The sequence below is a fragment of the Pseudomonas sp. LBUM1671 genome, from assembly GCF_059695685.1.
Genome location: NZ_CP166782.1, coordinates 3,314,474 through 3,336,012, shown reverse-complemented (window position 1 = coordinate 3,336,012; position 21,539 = coordinate 3,314,474). Strand labels below are relative to the sequence as shown.

The window sequence follows — 21,539 nt, the reverse complement described above, 5'->3', positions numbered from 1 at the left end:
GTGCTCAATATTTCCAACATCGCAATGAATGATAGACCGCCATCGCAGGCCAGCCAGCTCCCACAAGTATTCGCGTCAAATCACCGCCAGCGGATCAACACAAATCCTGTGGGAGCGGGCTTGCCCGCGATAAATCTCAAGCCGTACGCGATTTACGCCCCGACACAAAATGGCTCACGTCATTAAACCCCGGTGTCGACGAATGCCCTGGCGTCACCAGCGAATCAATAAACGCCTCATCCTCCGCCGTGATCTTCACCGACTGCGCCTTGGTATACGCATCCCATTGTTCCTCGGTCCGCGGCCCGACGATGGCAGAAGCAACGGCACTGTTGTTCAACACCCACGCAATCGCAAACTCGACAATCCCCACGCCGCGCCCCTGGGTGTATTCCTGAATCTGCTGGGCAATGCGCAACGACTCCACGCGCCATTCGGTTTCCAGGATGCGTTTATCCGCACGTCCGGCACGGCTGTTGGCATCCGGTTTGACATCGGGTGCATATTTACCGCTCAACACCCCCCGCGCCAACGGACTGTAAGGCACCACGCCCAGGCCATAATTCTGCGCGGCCGTGATCTGCTCAGTCTCGGCCTGACGGTTGACAATGTTGTACAGCGGCTGGCTGATCACCGGCCGATCAACACCCAATTGATCCGCCACCCGAATCACCTCGGCAATCCGCCAACCCCGGTAGTTCGACAGCCCCCAATAGCGAATCTTGCCCTGACGAATCAGATCGCCAATCGCCGACACGGTCACTTCCAGCGGCGTGTTGTGGTCTTCACGATGCAGGTAATAGATGTCGAGGTAGTCAGTACCCAACCGCGTCAGGCTGGCGTCGAGGCCATTGAAAATATGCTTGCGGCTCAACCCGCTGCGGTTCGGCACACCGTCCACCGGGCCAAAACCGACCTTGGTTGCCAGCACCCATTCGTGGCGGTTGCCGGCGATCGCTTCGCCGACAATCTCTTCGGAGCGGCCGTTGGTGTAAACGTCCGCCGTGTCGATGAAATTGATGCCCTGGTCCCAGGCCTTGTCGATGATCCGCAGGGAATCTTCGGTGCTGGTCTGTTCGCCGAACATCATGGTGCCCAACGTCAGGGTCGACACCTGTAAACCCGAATGACCCAGCGTGCGATAGCTCATGACGAAATCCTTTTACCGGTGGGAAAGCTTCAATCAAATACCAGAACGCCTGCGCGGAGCAAAGTGAATTATTGGCGCAGGGACAGTAATAAACAGCACTGTTTAACGGACACCTTCAGACACGTACTCAGGCTACACATCCTTGCGCCGTTACCTACGACTGCGCCAGAATCCGCCGGCTTGTGCGCCTTGGGCCTGGGTTTTATCGTTTCCCCGTCGCTGAATATCAGCGATCGGGTTTGGTAGCCCGGCAATTAGGCGCATAGCGCCACCGTTTGCAGGCCTTTTCAGGTCGCTGTTTTTATGGTGGTCATGCGCAGGGCTCCCTCGGGGGCGCCGGGTCCTAATTGCCGGTCTACCAACCCGCGTATGGCCACCACCCACTCGTTTGGTAGCGAGGGTGAGGGCTCCTTAATCTCAATTAGGAGTTTCATCTATGTTCAAACCAACGCCAAACCCACCAGAAGCGGACGACGTTTCCCCCTACGAATTCCCCGACTCAAAAAAGCTCAACGAAGCCGCCGAACGAGCGCTCGATTTTCACTTCCCGTCGAGTGCCGACATCAAAGCCACCCCGCGAACCCGCAGCACCCTGTTTTCCGTGGACCCCGAAGCCACGACCGAAACCCTGGCGGTTTACCTGGTCGAGACGCTGGCCTCGGTCGATGTGATGGTCCATCAGTTGGTGGATCATCTGGAGGGGGAGTCGCGTTATGCGCTTTTGGGTATTTCGAACAGCATCATGGTGGCGGAGATTGCTGCGAACCGGGTGCTGGATAACGTTGGCCCGCAGGGGTAGCTTAAGTTCTGAGAAGAACACTTTGCTATGTAAGTGCACTTACTTGTGGCGAGGGAGCTTGCTCCCGCTCGACTGCGCAGCAGTCGTAAATCCGGCATATGCGGTGTGCCTGAAAGTTCGCGGTTGCGGCTTTTGGGGCTGCTTCGCATCCCAGCGGGAGCAAGCTCCCTCGCCACAAATGCCTGTGTGGCCAAAAAAGTGTGTCTGGCCACATAAGATCTGAGTACACATGCGAAATAAGAAACGGCCCGAAAGGGCCGTTTTTTGTTGATCTTTAAACCCTCAACGTCCGCGTCATGCGCAACGCCAGCAAGCTGCCACACACAATCACACCCGCTAGCAGATACAGCGCAGCATCCGTCGAACCGGTGCTGTCCTTGACCCAACCCACCAGGTACGGGCTCAGGAAACCCGCCATCTGCCCCATGGAGTTGATCAACGCCAAACCGCCCGCCGCCGCGCCTGCGCTCAACATCGCTGTAGGCACTGGCCAGAACATCGGGAGGCCGGTGAGGGCGCCCATGGTGGCGATGGTCAGGCCGAGGATCGCAATGGCCGGCGTCGTGGCGAAGTTCACGGCGATCAGCAGACCGACCGCGCCCATCAGCATCGGAACCACCAAATGCCAGCGACGCTCTTTGCGCAGGTCCGCCGAGCGACCGACCATCAACATGAACAGCGCCGCCAGCAGATACGGAATCGCACTCAACCAACCGATCACCAGGTTATCGCTGAAGCCCAGGTTCTTGATGATCGACGGCAGCCAGAAGTTGATCGCGTAGACGCCGCTCTGGATGCAGAAGTAGATCAAACCGAACGCCCAGATCGCCGGGTTCTTGAATACGGCCAGCAACGAGTCGGTAGAGGTTTTCGGTTTGTTGGCCAGATCGATGGCGTGGTCGGCTTCCAGCACCGAACGCTCAAACGGCGTCAGCCACTTGGCGTTGGCGTAGCTGTCGCTCAGCAGGAAATAGGCGAGGGCGCCGAGGATCACGGTCGGAATGCCTTGCAGCAGGAACATCCACTGCCAGCCGGCCAACCCGCCCTGGCCGGCGGCGAAATGGTTAAGAATCCAGCCGGAAAACGGGCTGCCGAGCAGGCCGGACACCGGGATCGCCGACATGAACAGCGCCATGATGCGGCCACGGCGGAAGGTCGGGAACCACTGCGAAAGGTAAAGCACCACGCCCGGGAAGAACCCGGCTTCGGCCGCGCCGGTGAACAGGCGCAAGGTGTAGAACTCGGTCGGGGTGGTGACAAACAGCAGGCAGGTCGAGAGCGTGCCCCAGACGATCATCATCAACGCGATCCAGCGCCGTGGACCGAATTTGGTCAGTGCCAGGTTGCTCGGTACACCGCACAGCACGTAGCCGATAAAGAAGATCCCGGCCCCGAGGCCGTACACGGTTTCGCTGAATTTCAGTGCGTCGAGCATCTGCAGCTTGGCGAATCCAACGTTGACCCGGTCGAGGTAGTTGAACAGGTAGCAGATGAAGATGAAGGGGATCAAACGCAGAGTGATGCGTTTGTAGACGGCGTTTTTGTCGTCAACGATGGCCTGGGTAGCGGCGGCGCTCTGTGACATGGCGGGCTCTCTCTTTATTATGATTTTTTGCGATGCGCAGGGTAACGTTGATCGCCCAGAGAGTCTCGGCCACCCTCGGGGTTGCTGTCTTTGTGCCTGAGCACAGGGTTTGCAACCAAGCCCTGTGCGGGTGAACAAGCCGTCCCATCACGCCTTCAAGGATCCCGATATGTTCGAACTCGATCACGACCTGGCCCAGGACATCGTCGACCGGGCGATGGCCATCCTGCCGTACAACGTCAACGTCATGGACAGTCAGGGCTTGATCCTCGGCAGCGGCGAACCGGAGCGGATCAACACCCGCCATGAAGGCGCGCAACTGGTCCTGGCCAACGGGCGCGTGGTGGAGATCGACGCGCAGACGGCGATTCATCTCAAAGGCGTGCAGCCGGGGATCAACCTGCCGTTGTTGCTCGATCAGCGCCTGATTGGTGTGCTGGGGATTACCGGCGAGCCCGAGCAATTGCGCACCTATGCCGAGCTGGTGCGGATGACGGCGGAGATGCTGGTCGGCCAGCGCAATCAGCAGGCCGAGCAGCAATGGCGGCGTCAGCGTTGCGACGATCTGCTGGCGTTGCTGCTGAGCGAGGCCGGGGATTCACCGCGCTTGCTGGATGAAGCGCAGCAATTGGGGCTCAAGCCGCAGATGACCCGGGTGCCGTATCTGTTCGAGTTGGGCATGGAGCATGGGCCGGGGCAAACGGTGGATGCGCTCAGTGCCTGGCTGACCTCGCGGTACCCGGACAGTTGGTGCGTGAGTTCGGCGAAGTCTTCGTTGCTGTGGTGCCGGCCGGCGAGTCAGGCGATCGAGAATGATCGGCTGCTGGAGAAACTCGACGGTCTGGGCTGGAACATTTTGCGTATTGCCGTGGGCGGGCAGGCGGATGGGTTGTCCGGGTTGCGCCGCTGTTATCGACGGGTCGGCGATTTGCTGGCGTATGGGCGCGATGTGTTGCCGCGATCGCGATTGCTGACGCTCCACCGGTATCGGCTGCCGGTGATGCTGTGGCGGCATCGCAATGATGATGCGCTGGATGAATTGCTCAAGCCGCTGCGCAAAGTCATCGCCAAGGATGGCAACGGTCAACTGCTGGCGACTTTGCGCAGTTGGTGTGAGCACGACGGGCAGAGTCAGGCGTGTGCGGATGCGCTGGGGATTCATCGCAACAGTTTGCGCTATCGGATGGAGCGGATTGCCGAGTTGAGCGGGGTTGACCCGCTGAAACTGGACGGGATGCTTGCGCTGTACTTAGGCGTCCAACTCCTCCCCCAAACCGACTGAAGCCCTCTTTCTGTAGCTGCCCTGTGGCGAGGGGATAAATCCCCTCGCCACAACGTCAGCTGCTACAACAAGTGTGTAGGTCGGCAAGGTTTGTAGAAATGAACAATAAACGCCACCCCCGCTTGTGCAGCGGACCGGCGTTATTGTTCGGGGCTGCTGGCAGCATGGAACGCATTGGAACTGGAGAATTCGCATGAAAATCGTCATCGCCCCCGATTCGTTCAAGGACAGCCTGAGTGCCCAAGGTGTGGCCGATGCCATTGCTCTGGGATTGGCGCAGGTCTGGCCTGACGCGCAGTTGGTCAAATGCCCGATGGCCGACGGTGGCGAAGGCACGGTCGAGTCGATTCTGGCGGCGTGCGAAGGTGAATTGCGCAGGACCCAGGTTCGCGGTCCGCTCGGCATCACCGTCGATGCCGCGTGGGGCTGGTTGCCGCAGACCCACACCGCGATCATCGAAATGGCCGAGGCCAGCGGCCTGCAACTGGTGCCGCCGGGGCAACGCGATGCGTGCGTCAGCAGCACCTTTGGCACGGGTGAACTGATTCGCGCCGCGCTGGATGCCGGGGCGCAACGAGTGATCCTGGCCATTGGCGGCAGCGCCACCAACGACGGCGGCGCCGGGGCGATGCAAGCGTTGGGCGTGAAGTTGCTGGATGCGCAGGGGCAAACGCTGGCACCGGGTGGTCTGGCGTTGGCGCACCTGACTCAGATCGACCTGAGTGAAATCGATCCGCGTCTGGCCAAGGTGCGCTTCGACATCGCTGCCGACGTCAACAATCCCCTGTGCGGTCCTCACGGCGCTTCGGCGATTTTTGGTCCGCAGAAAGGTGCATCGCCTGAGCAGGTCCGGCAATTGGACGCTGCCCTCGGGCACTTCGCCAAGCTCTGCGCCCAGGCGTTGGGCAAGGACGTCCAGGACGAACCGGGCAGCGGCGCGGCGGGTGGCTTGGGGTTTGCGGCCAAGGCGTTTCTGGAGGCGCAATTCGAGGCGGGCGTGGAAGTCGTCGCCGAGTTGGTCGGGCTCGCAGAAGCGGTGAAGGGCGCTGACTTGGTCATCACCGGCGAAGGCCGTTTTGACGCCCAGACGTTGCGCGGCAAAACGCCGTTTGGCGTGGCGCGCATTGCCCGTGAGCAGGGCGTGCCGGTGATTGTGATCGCGGGGACGTTGGGTGAGGGTTATCAGGATTTGTATGAATATGGCATCGATGCGGCTTTTGCCTTGGCCAGCGGGCCGATGACGCTGGAACAGGCGTGTGCCGAGGCGCCGCGGTTGTTGCGTGATCGGGCGAGTGATATCGCGCGTGTTTGGCGGATGGCCAGCCGCAAGCGCTGACCAAAACTGTCAGCACACAGGAATCTTGTGGCGAGGGAGCTTGCTCCCGCTGGGCTGCGAAGCGGCCCCAAAATCTACGGCCGCTGCGCAGCCGGACGGGAGCAAGCTCCCTCGCCACAAATGTTCATCAGGGCCGCCACTGTGTTTCAGCGTTGAAACAGATGTCGCCCAGCAAAAATATTTTTCTCAGATCCCCGCGAAAAACCTCATCCCCAGCCGATACATCCAATAGGCGTACACAAACCTATTATAACAGTGGCGCCACGCTGACCCCGCGCGCGCCTCATGCCCGCCACTCAGCCATCACCGCAAGGACGCTCGCCGCTTCAATCACCCGAGTATCGTCCTATGTCCCTGCGTAATCTGAATATCGCGCCTCGAGCCTTCCTGGGTTTTGCGTTCATTGCCTTGCTCGTCATCGTGCTGGGTGTATTCGCGGTGAACCGCATGTCGATCATCCGCCACGCCTCGGTCGAGATGGGCAGTACCCAACTGCCCAGCGTTGGGTACCTGGGCAATGTCACCGAAAACATCCTGCGCATGCGCATTCTGTCGTTCCGCATTCTGGTCAACCGCGAGCCGGCCAGTCTGCAGGAAGCTGAAGCCCGGATTGCCGTGCTCACCGACAAAGCGCGCAAGGCCCAGGCCAGTTATGCCGAATTGAAGGCGGGCCCGGACGAAGCGGCGCTGTATAAAGTGTTCAGCGCCACGCTGGACAAATACATACAAGCGCAGCGCGAGATGTTGGACCTGTCGCGCCAGAACAAGGTCGATGAGATGCGCACCCTGATCAACACGCGGATCAAGGAAGGCACCGACCAGATGGGCGAACAGCTTAATAAACTGGTGGCGTACAACCAGGAGGGCGCCAAAGCGGCTGGTGTTATCGCGGAAGACAACTACAACACCGCCGTGACCGGCATTATCGCGGTGTCGGTGGTGGCGTCGCTCTTGACCGTGCTGCTGGCCTGGCTGTTGACCCGCAGCATCATCACGCCGCTGAACCGCGCCGTGCAGGTGGCCGAAACCATTGCCGGCGGCAACCTGATCAAAGCCATCGAGGTCGACGGCAAGGACGAACCGGCGCGTTTGCTCGGGGCCTTGTCCGTCATGCAGGCCAACCTGCGCCAAACCATCGAACAGATCGCCGGCTCCGCCACGCAACTGGGCGCCGCAGCTGAAGAACTCAGCACCGTGACCCAGGAAGCGTCCCGCGGCCTGCAACAACAGAACAACGAAATCGAACAGGCCGCCACCGCCGTCAACGAAATGACCGCCGCCGTGGAAGAAGTCGCGCGCAACGCCGTGTCGACCTCAGAAGCGTCCAACCAGTCGACCCAAGCCGCGCGCGAAGGCCGCGACCGTGTGGTGGAAACCGTCGACGCGATCCAGACCATGACCCATGACGTGCAAAACACTTCGTTGATGATCGAAGGCCTGGCCGCGCAAGGCCGCGACATCGGTAAAGTGCTGGACGTGATCCGCGCCATCGCCGAACAAACCAACCTGCTGGCCCTCAACGCGGCGATCGAAGCGGCGCGTGCTGGTGAAGCCGGACGTGGTTTTGCCGTGGTCGCGGATGAAGTCCGGGCCCTGGCTCATCGCACGGCGCAATCGACCCAGGAAATCGAAAAAATGGTCGCCGGCATCCAGAACGGCACGGGCGAAGCGGTCTCGTCGATGCAGCAAAGCAATCAGCGCACCCAAAGCACGCTGGAGATGGCCCGCGCCGCCGGTGTGGCGCTGGAGCAGATCACCCAGTCGATCCACTTGATCAACGAACGCAACCTGGTGATCGCCAGCGCCTCGGAAGAACAGGCCCAGGTGTCCCGTGAAGTCGACCGCAACCTGGTGAACATCCGCGACCTCGCCACCCAGTCCGCCGCCGGTGCCAATCAGACCAGCGCCGCGACCCATGAACTGTCGCGCCTGGCGGTGGATTTGAATGCGATGGTGGCGCGTTTCGTGATTTGAGATAGGGTTGTGGCTGGGAGTCCGCGCGCGACAGGAGAATTACATGCGCTATTCAGCCTTGACCCAACGAATCGCCGGCGACGGAGCGGCAGCCTGGCAGATTCATGACCGAGCGCTGGAAATGCGCGAGCAGGGAATCGATGTGCTGCTTCTGTCGATTGGCGATCCGGATTTCGACACACCGCCGCCCATCGTCCAGGCCGCCATCGACAGCTTGCGGGCCGGCGAAACGCATTACCCCGAGGTGCGTGGCAGTCGCGGATTGCGCAGCAGCATCGCGCGGCGTCATCGACAGCGCAGTGGTCAGGCGGTGGACGCCGATCATGTGATTGTGTTTCCGGGGGCGCAGTGTGCGGTGTATTCGGTTGCGCAATGCCTGCTCGATCCAGGCGATGAGGTGATCGTTGCCGAGCCGATGTACGTCACCTACGAAGGCGTGTTCGGCGCCTGCTCCGCCAAAGTGGTGCCGGTGGCGGTGCGCCCGGAGGACGGCTTTCGCGTTGACCCGGCGGATGTGGCGGCGCTGATCACGCCGAAGACCCGCGTCCTGTTGCTCAACAGTCCGAACAATCCGTCGGGTGCCAGTTTGCCGCTCAAGACCTGGCAAGCGCTGGCCGCGTTGTGCGTGCGCCATGATCTGTGGCTGATCAGTGACGAGGTCTACAGCGATCTGTTGTTCGAGGGTGAGCACACCAGCCCGGCGAGCCTGCCGGGCATGGCCGAACGCACCGCGACCATCAACAGCTTGTCCAAGTCCCACGCCATGAGCGGCTGGCGCGTGGGTTGGTCGATCGGCCCGAAAATGCTGGCCGAGCATCTGGTGCATTTGTCGTTGTGCATGCTGTTCGGCATTCCCGATTTTGTGCAGAAAGCCGCGCAAGTGGCGCTGGATGAAGACCTGCCGGAAGTCGCGCTGATGCGTGAGGAATATCGCCAGCGTCGCGATCTGGTGTGTGCGCGGTTGAGCAATTGCGCGGGGCTCCGACCGGTGCGGCCGGATGGCGGGATGTTCGTGATGGTCGATGTGCGCCCGACCGGGTTGTGTGCCCAAGGGTTTGCCGAGCGTTTGCTGGAGGGGTACGGCGTGTCTGTGCTGGCCGGTGAGGCGTTCGGGCCGAGTGCGGCGGGGCATATCCGGATCGGGTTGGTGGTGGATCAAGTGAAACTGGCCGATGCTTGTCGGCGAATCGCCTTGTGTGCGGCGGACCTGCTGGAAGCGCGGCGCGCCTGATGGTTTTGCGTTGGCAATGCCGGCCTCTTCGCGAGCAAGCCCGCTCCCACAAGGGTTCTGTGAACACCACAAATCCAATGTGGGAGCGGGCTTGCTCGCGAAGTCTGACTCATAGACGCTAAATTTCTACGCCCCGGACCACGCCCCGACATTCACCAGATTCTTGGGCCGCTCCCCAGCCAACGCCATCAGCAGATTATCCACCGCGCATTGAGCCATCGCCTCCCGTGTCTCATGCGTCGCCGACCCCATGTGCGGCGTCGCCACCACGTTGTTCAACGTCAACAACGGCGAGTCAACATTCAGCGGCTCACGCTCAAACACATCCAGGCCCGCCGCGCGAATCTGTCCGGTGCGCAACGCTTCGATCAGCGCTGCCTCATCCACGACTTTCCCTCGGGAAATGTTGATGAAAATGCTCTCCGGCCGCATCAGTGCGAACTCTGCAGCGCCAATCAACCCTTCGGTTTCAGCCGTCAGTGGCAACGTCAGGCAAATGAAGTCGGCCTGCTGCAACAGCTCCGTCAGGCTGCGGTACTGAGCATCAAAACGTTGCTCAACCGCCGGCTTCGGCGAATGGCTGTGGTAGATCACCGGCATGCCAAAGCCAAAATGCCCACGTTGCGCCAGCGCCTCGCCAATCCGCCCCATGCCGATGATGCCCAGCGTCTTGCCATGCACATCGGTGCCGAAATGCACCGGGCCAATGTTGCGGTTCCACTGACCGGCGCGGACCATGTTGGCCAACTCCACCACGCGCCGCGCCGTCGCCAGAATCAGCGCAAAACCCGTGTCGGCGGTGGTTTCGGTCAGCACGTCCGGCGTATTGCTGAGCAGGATGCGTCGCTCGGTCAGGTAGTCGATGTCGTAGTTGTCGACACCGACGGAGACACTGGCGATGGCTTCAAGATTGGGCGCCAGATCAAGCAGTTCGGCGTCCAGCTTCAGACTCGCACCGAGCAGTCCGTGAGCGCGGGGCAGGGCGTCGCGCAGTTGCGCGATGCCCTCCGGCTTGAGATTGTCGATCAGCGTCACCTCGGTGCGCTCATGCAGGCGAGCCATCAACAGCGGCGAGAGTTTCTTGTACAGCACGACCTGCTTTTTCATCGTCATCATCTCAACTTCAATTCAAGGGTGAGCCGTCACTGGCCGTTGCGCAGCGGCCTTGGCCACGACCCGGTCACTGGCGCCGGGCTTGAGGAAAATCGTCAGCACCACCGAGAGCATCAACGCACCGCTCATCAGCAGGTAAGAAGCACCGGGCGACCCGGTGGAGCTGTTCAGGTAGCCGACCAGATATGAACCGCCAAACGAACCCAGCGCGCCCATGCTGTTGATCAGCGCCATCGCGCCGCCGGCTACGTTGGCAGGAAGAATCTCCGGGACAATCGCGAAAAATGGTCCGTAAGGCGCATACATGCAGGCGCCGGCAATCACCAACAGTGTGTAGGACCACCAGAAATGTTCAGCGCCCAAGGCGTAGGAGCCGTAGAACGCAATCGAGGCAATCAGCAGCGGCGGCCAGACGAAGCGTTTGCGCTTCTGCAATTTGTCCGAGCCCCACGACACCAGCAACATGCCGATGACGGCGGCCAGGTACGGCAGCGCCGAGAGCCAACCGGCTTCGATCATGTCCATCTGCGCGCCGGCCTTGAGGATCGACGGCAGCCACAACACGAAACCGTAGACACCAATGCTCCAGCAGAAAAACTGCAACGCCAGGATGATTACTTTCGGTGAGCGAAAGGCTTCGGCGTAGTTCTTCACTGCCTTGATGCCGACCTGTTCGGCGGCGAGGGCGCTTTCCAGGTCGTGCTTCTCCTGGTCGGTCAGCCACTTGGCCTGGGCCGGGCGGTCGTCGGCCAGACGCCACCAGATAAATGCCCAGAGCACCGCCGGCAAGCCTTCGATGATGAACATCCAGCGCCAGCTGTAATGCTGCACCAGATAACCCGACACCACCGACATCCAGAGCATGGTCACCGGGTTGCCGAGGATCAGGAAAGTGTTGGCCCGCGAGCGTTCGGCCCGGGTGAACCAGTGGCACAGGTACACCAGCATCGCCGGCATCACCGCGGCTTCGACCACGCCGAGCATGAAGCGGATCACGATCAGCCAATAGGCGTTGGAGACGATGCCGGTCAGTGTGGCGAGCCCGCCCCAGAGGATCAGGCTGACGAAAATCAGTTTCTTCACGCTGTGCTTTTGCGCGTAGATCGCGCCCGGTACCTGGAAGAAAAAGTAGCCTAGGAAAAACAGCGCGCCGAGCATCGACGACAGGCCGGGGGTGATCATCAGGTCGGCGGCCATCCCGGAGGCGGCAGCGAACCCATAGTTGGCGCGGTCCAGATACGCCAGGCTGTAGGTGATGAAGACGATGGGCATGATGTACCACCAGCGGCGGGTGGCGAGTGAGGCGGTTTTCATGGTGGTGCTCCTGAGCTTGTTGTTTTTGTCGCAGCAGGTAACGGGGAAATATTGCGGTGACTAGGCGGGCCCCATCGCGGGCAAGCCCGCTCCCACAGGTTTTGCGTCTGGACTCGATCCTGTGGGAGCGGGCTTGCCCGCGATGGCGGCCTCAAATTCAGAAGACAGTTCAAGCCGGGTCGGCAACCCCTCCATATCCCCTCGACTCTGCACCGCCCGGCTGCCAATCCAGTTGGCCCGCTGCACGGCATTGGCAAAGCTGTGGTTTTCCAGCAAGGCGCTGATCATGCCGACGGCAAAGCCATCACCGGCGCCGACGGTATCGACCACCGTTGCCACCGGCACGCCCGCGACAAATCCCTGATCCAGAGGCGTGCGGTAATACGCGCCATGCGGGCCGAGCTTGATCGCCACCGCTTCTGCACCCTGATCGAGGTAAAACGCGGCAATGTCTTCCGGGTCTTCAAACCCGGTCAGCAAACGGCCTTCACTCAACCCCGGCAACACCCAGTGGGCGAGGGCGGCGAGGCGGTTGATCTCAGTGATCATCATTTGTTCGCTGGCCCACAGGCTCGGGCGCAGGTTCGGGTCGAAGGACACACTGCGCCCGGCGTTGCGCATGCGAGACATCAATTCGAAAGACATTTCCCGGGTCGACGCAGACAGCGCCGCCGGAATGCCGGTGGCGTGCAAGTGGCGGGCATTGAGCAACTGCTCGGAGATCGATTGCACCGACAAGTGACTGGCTGCCGAACCACGGCGGTAATACTCAACCACCGGATCACTGCCATCGTCGGCTCGGGACTTGAGCTGAAACCCGGTCGGGTGCGCCGGGTCGATGTCGACATGGCTGCAATCCAGGCCTTCTTTTTCCAGCGTGTCGACGACAAACCGGCCCAATGAATCAGCGCCGACACGACTCAACCAGGCAACGTTGAAGCCCAGCCGCGAAAGCCCGATCGCCACGTTGCTGTCCGCCCCGGCAATGCGTTTGTGGAATTGGCCGACGGCCGCCAGATCGCCATTCTGTTCGGCGACAAACATCGCCATGGTTTCGCCGAACGAGAGGATATCGAACTCAGACATGAGCACTCTCCAGACAGGATTGACCGAGGCGGGCGAGGGTGGCGACGTGTTCGGTGGTCAGTTGCACCAGGTCATCGCCTTGCAGCGGATATTCCGCCGCCCGCATCACGCCTTGGGTCATGTGCCGCAACAGTTGTTCCCATAGATGCACGTCGCTGGCCACCGGCGGGGTGGCGACCAGTTTGCCGTCGGCCCGGCGCGCCACGGCTTTGCAATGCACGTAGCCGACATGCCGTCCGAGCAACCGCGCCGCGCTGGCGGCGGACTGGTCCTGCCATTGCCAGTTGCCGATGTCGAAGGTCATCTTGATCGGCAGGTTGTGTTGCTCGACCTCGCCGAAGAAACGTTGAAACGGTTCGATACGACCGCCGTGCAAGGTCTGGTCGTTTTCCACCAGCAAGTGCACCGGGCTTTGCGCGAGGATTCGGCTCAAGGCCTGGAGATCGTTGTTGTCGGTGAAATAGCCCAGGGAGACTTTCAGCCACTTGGCGCCGAATATTTCGGCGCGCTGGAGTGTGGTGAGCAGTTGAGGATTGGGTCTCGACTGGCCGGCCAGCCACAACTCCATCGGCGAGGAATAGATGCTTTCCAGACCTCGGGCCTGGGTGTCGGCGGCCAGTTGCAGCGGATTTTCATCAGTCAGCAACTCTTCGCGCCATTCAATGCGCGAGGCGCCGGCAGCGGCCAAGACCTCGATAAAACTGCCTTGGCCGCGTTGGCGGACCAGGTCGGCGCCATAGCTCGACAGGCTGATGGAAACGGGTGGTTTATTCATTGTTTTGCACCTCTGAAACCGGTTTCATTTTTGTTCAAAAAAAAGGAGCTGTCTTAAGTTTTCTGCTGTTCTTCAGGGCCTCATCGCGAGCAGGCTCGCCCCCACAGGTTTTGTGAACGCCACCGATCCCTGTGGGAGCGGGCTTGCCCGCGAAGAGGCCCGCACATTCACCGCAAATCCCCCAGGGTCGACCCACGCACAATCAACCGCGCCGAAAAATCCATCGTCCGCACCGGCCCATCATCCCCGCGCAACCGCTTGAGCAAACACTCAAAGGCACTCGCGCCCATCTCCGCCGTCGGCTGGGCCAGCGCCGTAATCCCGCTGCCCACCAGTGGATACCAATCCAGATCATCCAGCGCGATCAGCCCCAAATCCTCAAACAGATTGCACTGCAACTCGCGCAACGAATGCGTACTGGCCAGCGCCGCAATGCCATTGGCGCAAAACAACGCTTTCGGGCCAGGACCTGGAGTGTTCAGGAAGGTTTTCAGCCGTGAGGTCAGTTCGCTGCCGGTCTCAACAACCGCGCCGGTTAAAGCAGGGCGTTGCGCGATTTGCGCCTTGAAACTGCTCACTCGCTCAATCCGCGAACTGGTGCCGTCAAACGGCTCCGTCACCATCAGAACATCGCGGTAACCGCGCTCCTGCAAATGGGCGAGGGCCATTTCAACGGCGGCCGGGTTGTCCAGCCCGACCAGATCACTCTCCAGCTGCTCGACCTTGCGATCCACCAGCACCATCGGCATTTCCCGATGCAACTCGCGCAACTCATCGCGGTGATGGCCCAGGGTGTTCACGATCAAGCCTTCGATGTTGTACGAGCGCAGCAGCGCCAAGTGCTGACGTTCCTGCTCGTCATCGCGATCAGTGTTGCACACCACCAGGCTGTAACCATGACGACGGCAAGCGGTTTCCACCCCGTGCATCACGGCAATCGAATAAGGGTTACGGATATCGGCCACCAGCATGCCGATCAGGCGCGTACGACCGCGTTTCAAGCCACGGGCCATCTGATTGGGGCGATAGCCCAGTTCGGCAATCGCCTGCTCGATGCGCAGGGCAATGGCATCGGAGAGCAGGGCGCGGTCATCGCCGATGAAGCGCGAGACGCTGGCCTTGGATACGCCGGCGCGTTCGGCGACATCGAGCATGGTTACACGGCTGCGTTGGGCGGTGGAGAAGTCGTTCATGGCGTTGATTTTCTTATTGTCGGAGTCTGCTGCGTAAATTTCTGAAACCGGTTTCAGGAAACATCAATCCACACATCTCCGTCAAGAAGCATTTGATGTGGGAATGGACAAAAGCCCGTTTAAAACCGACGAACGGTAGCTTCACCTGTCATATCTGACAGTAGGCAGGTGCAGTGTCTGAGCGCTTAATCTCCCCCAGAAGAATCTCAAATCTTCCGCGTAATTAAAGTGAACGGGCGAGTACATCATGACGATGAGGAAGGCGACCGATAGAAGTACAGGGATTCTAGCGAGCCCGCTATCGGTGGAAGGTATTGATGATAATGATCTCGACGGATACGTGCCGCGCAATATTTTGCTTAATGGTACTCGAATCATTATTCCTTACTGGCCCGACCCGGAGCCACTGGACGAACTTTGGATTGAACTGGATCAGGGTGGCACTGTTACAAGGCTCTACACAGAATTCTATAGTCCACCACAACCACCTTATCTTTATTTCAATTTGACGCCAGCGCACCTCGCAACTGACGGCGTTGCGCTTTTGTCCTACCTGGTTTGGAAAGCGAGCGGTGGCATCGCGGATCCATCACCTGAAAGAAAACTGACGATAGATCACACGCCCATTCTTGTTCTGAATGAACCTACGTTTCCCCATGCAACGATTTGGGGTTACTTGAATAACGAGACAGTACCGCCGTTGACCTGCGGAGCAACCGTTTTGATACCTACAGCCAATAGCCCTGCGGCAGATGGCGATAAAGCCAAATTATATTGGCAAGGGTATTCAAGTTTGAATGGAAGCGGGCCACCAGTGCGGGGTACTTACGGTGACTGGGAGATAACGCTGGAGCCGAAGCATATAAATGGACATTGGCTGTTTGTTGTTCCGTTTGACCCCAATGTCAAGCCACTTATTGATAATGATTCAGCCATTGCTCACTGGCAGTTGTTCAAAGGCGGGCGACTTGTCGGCGAGTCGAAAAAAGGTTTGGTGAAAATAGACAGGGTAACACCTGGCGAACGCGGCCCTTTCGGCCTGAATACACAAGGAGATGGAAAAATGGCTATAAAAATCGTACCAAGAACTCCAAGACCTGAATTCAACGGTGTCAAGAATATTGACCCCTTGGCTGATATTTCTATAGACACACTTGCAGACGGTCTGATCGCCAAAAGCGTGCTGGACACCGGGTTTGTGACGATTGACTTTACCCGCACTGCAGAAGAGTTTGACGAGGATGAACTGGAACTGGAACACGGTGTTAAAGGCCAGACGCTGACAACGTGGAATCAAAAAATTGCACTTGGTCCGGTTGCTGCCCGGCCAGTTGGGACTATACCGATCCCGTTGCCAGCAAGCTTGTTTCCAGAACTTCCAACACCGGCAACGCCCACCACTCATGAAGTTATGTTTCAACTCTACAAAGAGGGGGGCGGTGTTAATGAACCCTCCAATGTGTTGGAGTTTGTTATCGACAAGACTGCACCGTTTGGTTCAAAAAGGTCAGACGCCAATGGCAATGCCGTTGTCACGCTCGCCGTACCAACGCCAACCCCCGCGTTCGTTAATTCACCCTCGGATGCGCAACGCACAATTAACGAAGCCTGGTTGGCGGAGCCGGCTAACGCCGACCTGAATTTCACCGTGAACGTTGGTTATCCGCTGCGTCGTCTTGACGAAAATCTTCGCGTCTGGTTGATTTCTGGCGCTCAGCGAGTCGAGGTGTGGAACGATGCGGTACCCGCTAGCGGCGCATTTACTATCGACAACACCGTGTTACGCACATTTCCAAACGGCCGCGTCAGAATTCAGTATCAATGGAAAGATCTGCCTGGTAATGAAAGTCGGGAGTCTGCCGCAAGTGACGTACTGACACTGGCATTGGCACAACCTCCAGTTTCAACAAAAGGTCCTCTGGTACCGAAAACCGATCCGAACTATACCACGGCACTTTATCTGGACGATTTTGCCGGCGGGATAACCGCGATCGTTGAAAGCGCTTTCATCACGAATGCAGAGCCAGGCGATGAAATTTTCATCACCATTGAAGACGCCACTGACGCAACTAACTCTGTAAATCTTACCTCCCAACCGTGGGTCGCCAATACCAATTTAACGTTTGCCCTGACATACACGGATCTCTCCCAAATATTTAACAATGCCGATGAGCCTAAAATGGCCAATATCTGGTATGAGATCGTTCGAACCGGTATTCCAAACGCTGAATCTCCGGTTCAACTCATCACGTTGGCATTCGACCATGCGGGACCTCCGAATCCGGATCTTCCAGATCTTACCAACAGAGATCTCGTGTTGCCTGTAGTGACGGGTGCCTCGAATACGCCTAACGACTTGCGGCCAGGTGACAGAAACAGTCCGGGCAAATTTAAAGTTACCTTTGCAATCGGTCAGCCTCCTATTACTTCGGCCGAGTTGGCGAAGTGTTTCATTAATGGTCAGCCTGTAGGTGAATTTAATCCATTTGAAGATGCGGATGAATTTGAAGTTCCTGTTTCGGCAGATATCATATCCAGGTTGCCCATTGGCACAGTAGATGCTCACTGGACCATTCAGAAGGCAGATAGTGATAAAAATGTAATGAAATCCCTTAACCAACTGGTGACTGTTGCTGGTGCAGCAGTACCTTTACCTCCACCTACAATCAGGGTCCGAAATCCGGCCTTGCGTGATTACATCGAATGTTACGGCATGATCACTCCAACCAGTAGCATGGTTCTAGGCTTGCAGATTCCAAAAGATCCGCTTCTACCACCAGGTAAAACGATTACAGCACATTTCGCAGCTTACAGGGACTTGGCAGGTACTGATCTGATTCCGAATACTGAAGACGCTCAACCTTATGTGATCAAAGCAGCCAATATTCCTGATGTCGCGCCAGTGGCCAACCCTGCCATTTTCAAATTGGCACAACCTGTCAGGGGAGCAATAGCGTATGGCAAGTATTGGTACACGACCGATATCAATGGACAGCAATCGTCTGACCCAATCATCAAACGGATCGACAATATCAGCAACAGCTTCAATTTTTGCGATCTGACACCTGCTCCGGCTGCTCAGTAGTTGGCGTATTAGCTGATCGGTATTGCGAGAGAGACACGGATGTTTCTTTCGTGATTACCCGTGTTAACGGCAAGGGAACGGTAGACGCGCTACAGTCGGCGAGAATAATTCCTCTTTTGATAAGGAATATTCCTACATATAAGTCTCGATTTTCTCATTAAAGTGTCGAACGTTTTTTTGGCGGGAGCTTTCAATACTGCCAAAAAGCAATGTCAGTAGTTGCGCAGTTTGAGGAATTCCCCATGCATTTTTGTTTTAAATCTCCGCCCTCTGTGACTTTTCAGAAGTTAGGGATTGCTGCGGCACTTCTATCCTCCAGCGAGGCCTTCAGTCGAACGCTAAATCCAGGTGAGAGCGCAGTCGTCACGAACCCACCCGCACCGGAAGCCTGGGTGGTGTCCCAAGGGGGCACACTAACCATTGATAACGCACAGGCGCTGACCATCTCGTCATCAAATGCCAACGTCGTTTTCAATGGCGGTCAAAGCGCCCGTATCGATGCCAACACTTCAGTGGTAAACCTCTCTGGTGCGACTGTAAACAGCGCGGCTGGCAGGGGGGCGATACAACTGATCGACAGCAGCGCCATCATCGACAACAGCACCATCATCAGTACCAACAGTTTCGGTCTTCTCTTGGGTCGCAATACCACTACCCCGGCGTCTTCAAGCGCGACGGTCAAGGGAGGAAGCACGATCATCGGCCTGAATGGCGCGGATGCGGTGGGCTTTGCCGTATTAAACGTCGAGAACTCCACCGTCCGAGGCACGGGTTCGGACAGTTATGGTGTGAGGCTTGGTGGAGCGACGCTTTCGGCCAACGGCAGCGTTCTGTCCGGAGAGAAGAACGGCCTGCAAATCAACACTGATTTAACCGGTGTCAATGCCAACACAGTGACGTTGAACAGTACCCGTGTAACGGGGGGAACAGGGTCAGCCATCTTATTGGGCTCTTCGGGTGCTGCCGGTACAGTTGCGAATATCAGTATTTCTGGCACCAGCGAGCTGATCGGTGGCAACGGTAACCTGTTGCAAGCGACCAATCGCTCCACCGCCAATCTCGCCATTGACGGCAGTGCTCTGGATGGCAATGTCGTTGCCGATACCGGCAGCACCGTTGCGCTGTTGATGAAAAACGCAGCCTCCATCAATGGCAATTTGCAGAATGTCACTCAGGTCAGCCTTGATTCCAACAGCACGTTGAACGGTAATGTGCAGGCTGTTGCGGGGACAGCGGCAACGGTCAATTTAAACAACAATTCTGCAATCAACGGCAATGTCGACAATGTCGTCAGCCTCGCACTGAACAATGGCAGTCGTATCACCGGTAACGTGCTCTCCGATGCCAATGGCAGTGTGTCGCTGGACAACCGCTCTGTGCTCAACGGCAATGCCGACAATGTTTCCAGCCTTGCGCTGACCAATGGCAGCAGCATGACCGGTGATGTAGTTACCGGTATCAATGGCAACGTGCTGCTGGACAATGGGTCGGTATTGACCGGCAAAGTCAACAATTCAGGCAATCTGAGCATCAACAACGCGGCGCAGTGGGTGATGACCGGGGATAACGCCATACAGAACCTGACGTCCAACGGCGGCATCGTGCGCATGGGCACCAACGAGCAGTTCCTTCGGCTGGATGTCGCTAACGTCTCCGGAAACGTCACTGTTTTCACGGGGACAGACTTGAGCACCGGCAATACCGATTTTTTCAATGCCGGGCACGCGGACGGTCAAATTAAATTTGATGTCACCGCTACCGGCAACAATCCGCTGACTGCCGAGGACGTACACATCGGCATTATCAATTCGGGCAACGCTGACGTCAGCTTGAATAATGGGGAAACAGTGGACGGCGGCACGTTTGTCTACCGGCTGGCGAGGAACGGCGAGGGGTTGTACCTGCGGCCGGACAAGGAAACGGTCAGTACGTCGACCAATACGGCCTTGGCACTGGCAGGCAGCGCGCGCAGTATCACGTACGCTGAAACAACCATGCTCAGCGAGCAGGTGGGTGAGCGTGGCATGAGCGACAATCAGATGGGTTCGTTACGTGCAGCCGGTGACGACGCGGTCATGAACCTCAGCAACAGCGTCTGGGTGCACACGTACGGCAATCAATACAGCGTCAAGAATGCCTACGGCGACGGGTATACCCAGAACCAGAGGGGAATCACTGCAGGTGCCGATACGGCGGTCGATTTGGCGGGCCGTCTATGGGTGTTGGGAGGGTTTTTCGGGTCGAGTCATACCGAGATGGATCTCAAGTACGGATCCAGTGCAACGGTTACAAGCCTGAACGCCGGTGTCTATGGCAATACGTTCGATGTTAAAAGCGGTGTCTTCGTTAACGTCATGGCCAAGATCAACGAGTTTGATCACAAGGCCAAGGTCATCATGAGCGATGGCACACCTGCCAAAGGTGACTTCAAAGCATTGGGTGTCAGCGGGTCGGTGGCGGTGGGCAAACATATTCGTTTCGACAGCGGCTACTTTATCGAACCTAAAGTGCAACTGGCCACAGCCATCACCCAGAGCGACAACTATCGACTGGACAATGGGCTGGAAGTAGAAAGCGATGCCATGCGTTCGTTTCAAGGCAAAGTCGGCATCCGGGGCGGGGTAGCAATTGCGCTCGAAGGCGGGGGTGTGCTGGAGCCGAGTCTGGTCACCGCCGTCACTCATGAGTTTGTAAAAACCAACGAGGTCACGATCAATGACGATGATGCCTTCGATGACGATCGTGGTCGCAGTGCCGTTGAATACGGTGCACGCCTGAAGTGGACGCCTGCACAAAAAAACTGGAAAGTGTCCGGTCAAGTCGGTGGCAGCAAAGGCAAGACGGTCAGCCAGGACTGGAGTGGGAACTTGTGGTTGAGCTACTTCTTCTGATGGAGTCAGCGATTCTCAGCTAACTCGATACAACAATGCCCTGAACGTTTCGGGGCATTTTTTTAGCTAAAGACTCGCGTCACATCAGCGCAAGCCAGGCAGAAACCAATAGCAGTAACGCCATTGCGCGATTAAAACGCCGGAGGGCCTTTGCCGAGCCAAGCCATCGGTTTGCACCCTTTCCCAACAGTGCCCAAACAGTCAGGCACGGCAGCGAAACCAGAAAAAATGCCAGCGACAGCCCGATAATCTGAAGTTGACGATCATCGCCGACCCCGGCGAACACACCCACCACGGCAAACGCCATCATCCAGGTTTTTGGATTGACCAACTGCAAGCTCGCGGCTGCCCACAATCCAAACTCGCGTCTTTTTCCACCTTCCACGGTGAATGTCGAGAGCGGCGCATGGTAAATCTGCCATGCCAGGAAGCTCAGCCAGGCGATCCCGGCCCATTTCATCAGCGATTGCACCCCTGGCAATCCGGAGAGCGACTCACCCACACCGCTCCCCACCAGCAACACAATCAGCGCCGCACTGGCACAGGCGCCGAAAATGATCGGCAGCGCTGCCTTGAAGCCAAAGCGGGCGCTGTTGCTCAGCACCAGAATGTTGGTTGGTCCCGGCGTGATGGACGCGACAAAAGCGAACAGCAAAAATGGCAGCAGTGTGGGAACGGTGGACAACATGGCAGCGGGCTCCGTGAATGATCTCTGGAGCCGATCC

At 58.2% G+C, this 21,539-nt stretch carries 15 protein-coding genes; 7 read left to right on the top strand and 8 right to left on the bottom strand.

All coding sequences use genetic code 11. The features are described 5' to 3' along the window. Positions 1-136: 136 nt before the first annotated feature. Complete coding sequence (locus tag ACA060_RS15215; protein ID WP_497311644.1) at positions 137-1,150, bottom strand: aldo/keto reductase; 1,014 nt, start codon at positions 1,148-1,150, stop codon at positions 137-139. 436 nt (positions 1,151-1,586) lie between these two features. On the opposite strand from ACA060_RS15215, the gene ACA060_RS15210 reads away from it, so the two are divergent. Beyond that, a complete protein-coding gene (locus ACA060_RS15210; protein WP_109631839.1) occupies positions 1,587-1,949 on the top strand; it encodes a DUF6124 family protein in 363 nt (120 codons plus the stop codon). Between the two features lie 274 nt (positions 1,950-2,223). On the opposite strand, the gene ACA060_RS15205 is transcribed toward ACA060_RS15210, so the two are convergent. After that, on the bottom strand, positions 2,224-3,534 hold the full coding sequence (locus ACA060_RS15205; protein WP_497311643.1) for an MFS transporter: 1,311 nt from the start codon (positions 3,532-3,534) through the stop codon (positions 2,224-2,226). Between the two features lie 169 nt (positions 3,535-3,703). Here ACA060_RS15205 and ACA060_RS15200 point away from each other — a divergent pair, with 169 nt between their 5' ends. The 4 genes from ACA060_RS15200 (at position 3,704) to ACA060_RS15185 (ending at position 9,357) form a co-directional block, all read left to right on the top strand. Further along, positions 3,704-4,816: a sugar diacid recognition domain-containing protein gene (locus ACA060_RS15200; RefSeq protein WP_109631835.1), complete on the top strand. Its 1,113-nt coding sequence runs from the start codon at positions 3,704-3,706 to the stop codon at positions 4,814-4,816. 193 nt (positions 4,817-5,009) lie between these two features. Then, the gene (locus ACA060_RS15195) at positions 5,010-6,152 is read left to right on the top strand and encodes a glycerate kinase (RefSeq protein WP_497311642.1); all 1,143 of its coding nucleotides are present in this window, start codon (positions 5,010-5,012) and stop codon (positions 6,150-6,152) included. 348 nt (positions 6,153-6,500) lie between these two features. Then, entirely contained in the window at positions 6,501-8,126 is a 1,626-nt protein-coding gene (locus tag ACA060_RS15190; protein WP_497311641.1) for a methyl-accepting chemotaxis protein, read from the top strand. Between the two features lie 43 nt (positions 8,127-8,169). Then, complete coding sequence (locus ACA060_RS15185; protein WP_497311640.1) at positions 8,170-9,357, top strand: pyridoxal phosphate-dependent aminotransferase; 1,188 nt, start codon at positions 8,170-8,172, stop codon at positions 9,355-9,357. A gap of 126 nt (positions 9,358-9,483) precedes the next feature. Here the strand turns inward: ACA060_RS15185 and ACA060_RS15180 are convergent, their stop codons facing one another. The 5 genes from ACA060_RS15180 to ACA060_RS15160 form a co-directional block, all read right to left on the bottom strand. After that, positions 9,484-10,464 (bottom strand): NAD(P)-dependent oxidoreductase, encoded by a 981-nt coding sequence (locus ACA060_RS15180; protein WP_497318254.1) that lies wholly within the window; start codon positions 10,462-10,464, stop codon positions 9,484-9,486. A 21-nt stretch (positions 10,465-10,485) separates the two neighbouring features. Continuing rightward, positions 10,486-11,784 carry an MFS transporter gene (locus tag ACA060_RS15175; RefSeq protein ID WP_109631829.1) on the bottom strand — a complete coding sequence of 433 codons (1,299 nt, stop codon included), beginning with the start codon at positions 11,782-11,784 and terminating at the stop codon, positions 10,486-10,488. Positions 11,785-11,844: 60 nt separating this feature from the next. Continuing rightward, entirely contained in the window at positions 11,845-12,870 is a 1,026-nt protein-coding gene (locus ACA060_RS15170) for a sugar kinase (protein WP_497311639.1), read from the bottom strand. Continuing rightward, the gene (locus tag ACA060_RS15165; protein WP_497311638.1) at positions 12,863-13,645 is read right to left on the bottom strand and encodes a sugar phosphate isomerase/epimerase family protein; all 783 of its coding nucleotides are present in this window, start codon (positions 13,643-13,645) and stop codon (positions 12,863-12,865) included. The genes ACA060_RS15170 and ACA060_RS15165 overlap by 8 nt, the downstream gene beginning before the upstream one ends. A gap of 167 nt (positions 13,646-13,812) precedes the next feature. Next, positions 13,813-14,838, bottom strand: a complete 1,026-nt coding sequence (locus ACA060_RS15160) for a LacI family DNA-binding transcriptional regulator (RefSeq protein ID WP_497311637.1) — start codon at positions 14,836-14,838, stop codon at positions 13,813-13,815. Positions 14,839-15,142: 304 nt separating this feature from the next. Between ACA060_RS15160 and ACA060_RS15155 the strand changes: the two genes are divergently transcribed. Both ACA060_RS15155 and ACA060_RS15150 read left to right on the top strand, forming a co-directional pair. Further along, positions 15,143-17,923 (top strand): hypothetical protein, encoded by a 2,781-nt coding sequence (locus ACA060_RS15155; RefSeq protein ID WP_497311636.1) that lies wholly within the window; start codon positions 15,143-15,145, stop codon positions 17,921-17,923. 242 nt (positions 17,924-18,165) lie between these two features. Continuing rightward, complete coding sequence (locus ACA060_RS15150; protein ID WP_497311635.1) at positions 18,166-20,814, top strand: autotransporter outer membrane beta-barrel domain-containing protein; 2,649 nt, start codon at positions 18,166-18,168, stop codon at positions 20,812-20,814. Positions 20,815-20,893: 79 nt separating this feature from the next. On the opposite strand, the gene ACA060_RS15145 is transcribed toward ACA060_RS15150, so the two are convergent. Then, on the bottom strand, positions 20,894-21,502 hold the full coding sequence (locus ACA060_RS15145; RefSeq protein WP_497311634.1) for a LysE family translocator: 609 nt from the start codon (positions 21,500-21,502) through the stop codon (positions 20,894-20,896). Positions 21,503-21,539: the final 37 nt, after the last annotated feature.

What these genes read in the sequence shown, in the direction of transcription:
- ACA060_RS15215 (WP_497311644.1), bottom strand. Translation starts at nt 1,150, where the DNA reads ATGAGCTATCGCACGCTGGGTCATTCGGGTTTACAGGTGTCGACCCTG.
- ACA060_RS15210 (WP_109631839.1), top strand. Translation starts at nt 1,587, where the DNA reads ATGTTCAAACCAACGCCAAACCCACCAGAAGCGGACGACGTTTCCCCC.
- ACA060_RS15205 (WP_497311643.1), bottom strand. Translation starts at nt 3,534, where the DNA reads ATGTCACAGAGCGCCGCCGCTACCCAGGCCATCGTTGACGACAAAAAC.
- ACA060_RS15200 (WP_109631835.1), top strand. Translation starts at nt 3,704, where the DNA reads ATGTTCGAACTCGATCACGACCTGGCCCAGGACATCGTCGACCGGGCG.
- ACA060_RS15195 (WP_497311642.1), top strand. Translation starts at nt 5,010, where the DNA reads ATGAAAATCGTCATCGCCCCCGATTCGTTCAAGGACAGCCTGAGTGCC.
- ACA060_RS15190 (WP_497311641.1), top strand. Translation starts at nt 6,501, where the DNA reads ATGTCCCTGCGTAATCTGAATATCGCGCCTCGAGCCTTCCTGGGTTTT.
- ACA060_RS15185 (WP_497311640.1), top strand. Translation starts at nt 8,170, where the DNA reads ATGCGCTATTCAGCCTTGACCCAACGAATCGCCGGCGACGGAGCGGCA.
- ACA060_RS15180 (WP_497318254.1), bottom strand. Translation starts at nt 10,464, where the DNA reads ATGAAAAAGCAGGTCGTGCTGTACAAGAAACTCTCGCCGCTGTTGATG.
- ACA060_RS15175 (WP_109631829.1), bottom strand. Translation starts at nt 11,784, where the DNA reads ATGAAAACCGCCTCACTCGCCACCCGCCGCTGGTGGTACATCATGCCC.
- ACA060_RS15170 (WP_497311639.1), bottom strand. Translation starts at nt 12,870, where the DNA reads ATGTCTGAGTTCGATATCCTCTCGTTCGGCGAAACCATGGCGATGTTT.
- ACA060_RS15165 (WP_497311638.1), bottom strand. Translation starts at nt 13,645, where the DNA reads ATGAATAAACCACCCGTTTCCATCAGCCTGTCGAGCTATGGCGCCGAC.
- ACA060_RS15160 (WP_497311637.1), bottom strand. Translation starts at nt 14,838, where the DNA reads ATGAACGACTTCTCCACCGCCCAACGCAGCCGTGTAACCATGCTCGAT.
- ACA060_RS15150 (WP_497311635.1), top strand. Translation starts at nt 18,166, where the DNA reads ATGCATTTTTGTTTTAAATCTCCGCCCTCTGTGACTTTTCAGAAGTTA.
- ACA060_RS15145 (WP_497311634.1), bottom strand. Translation starts at nt 21,502, where the DNA reads ATGTTGTCCACCGTTCCCACACTGCTGCCATTTTTGCTGTTCGCTTTT.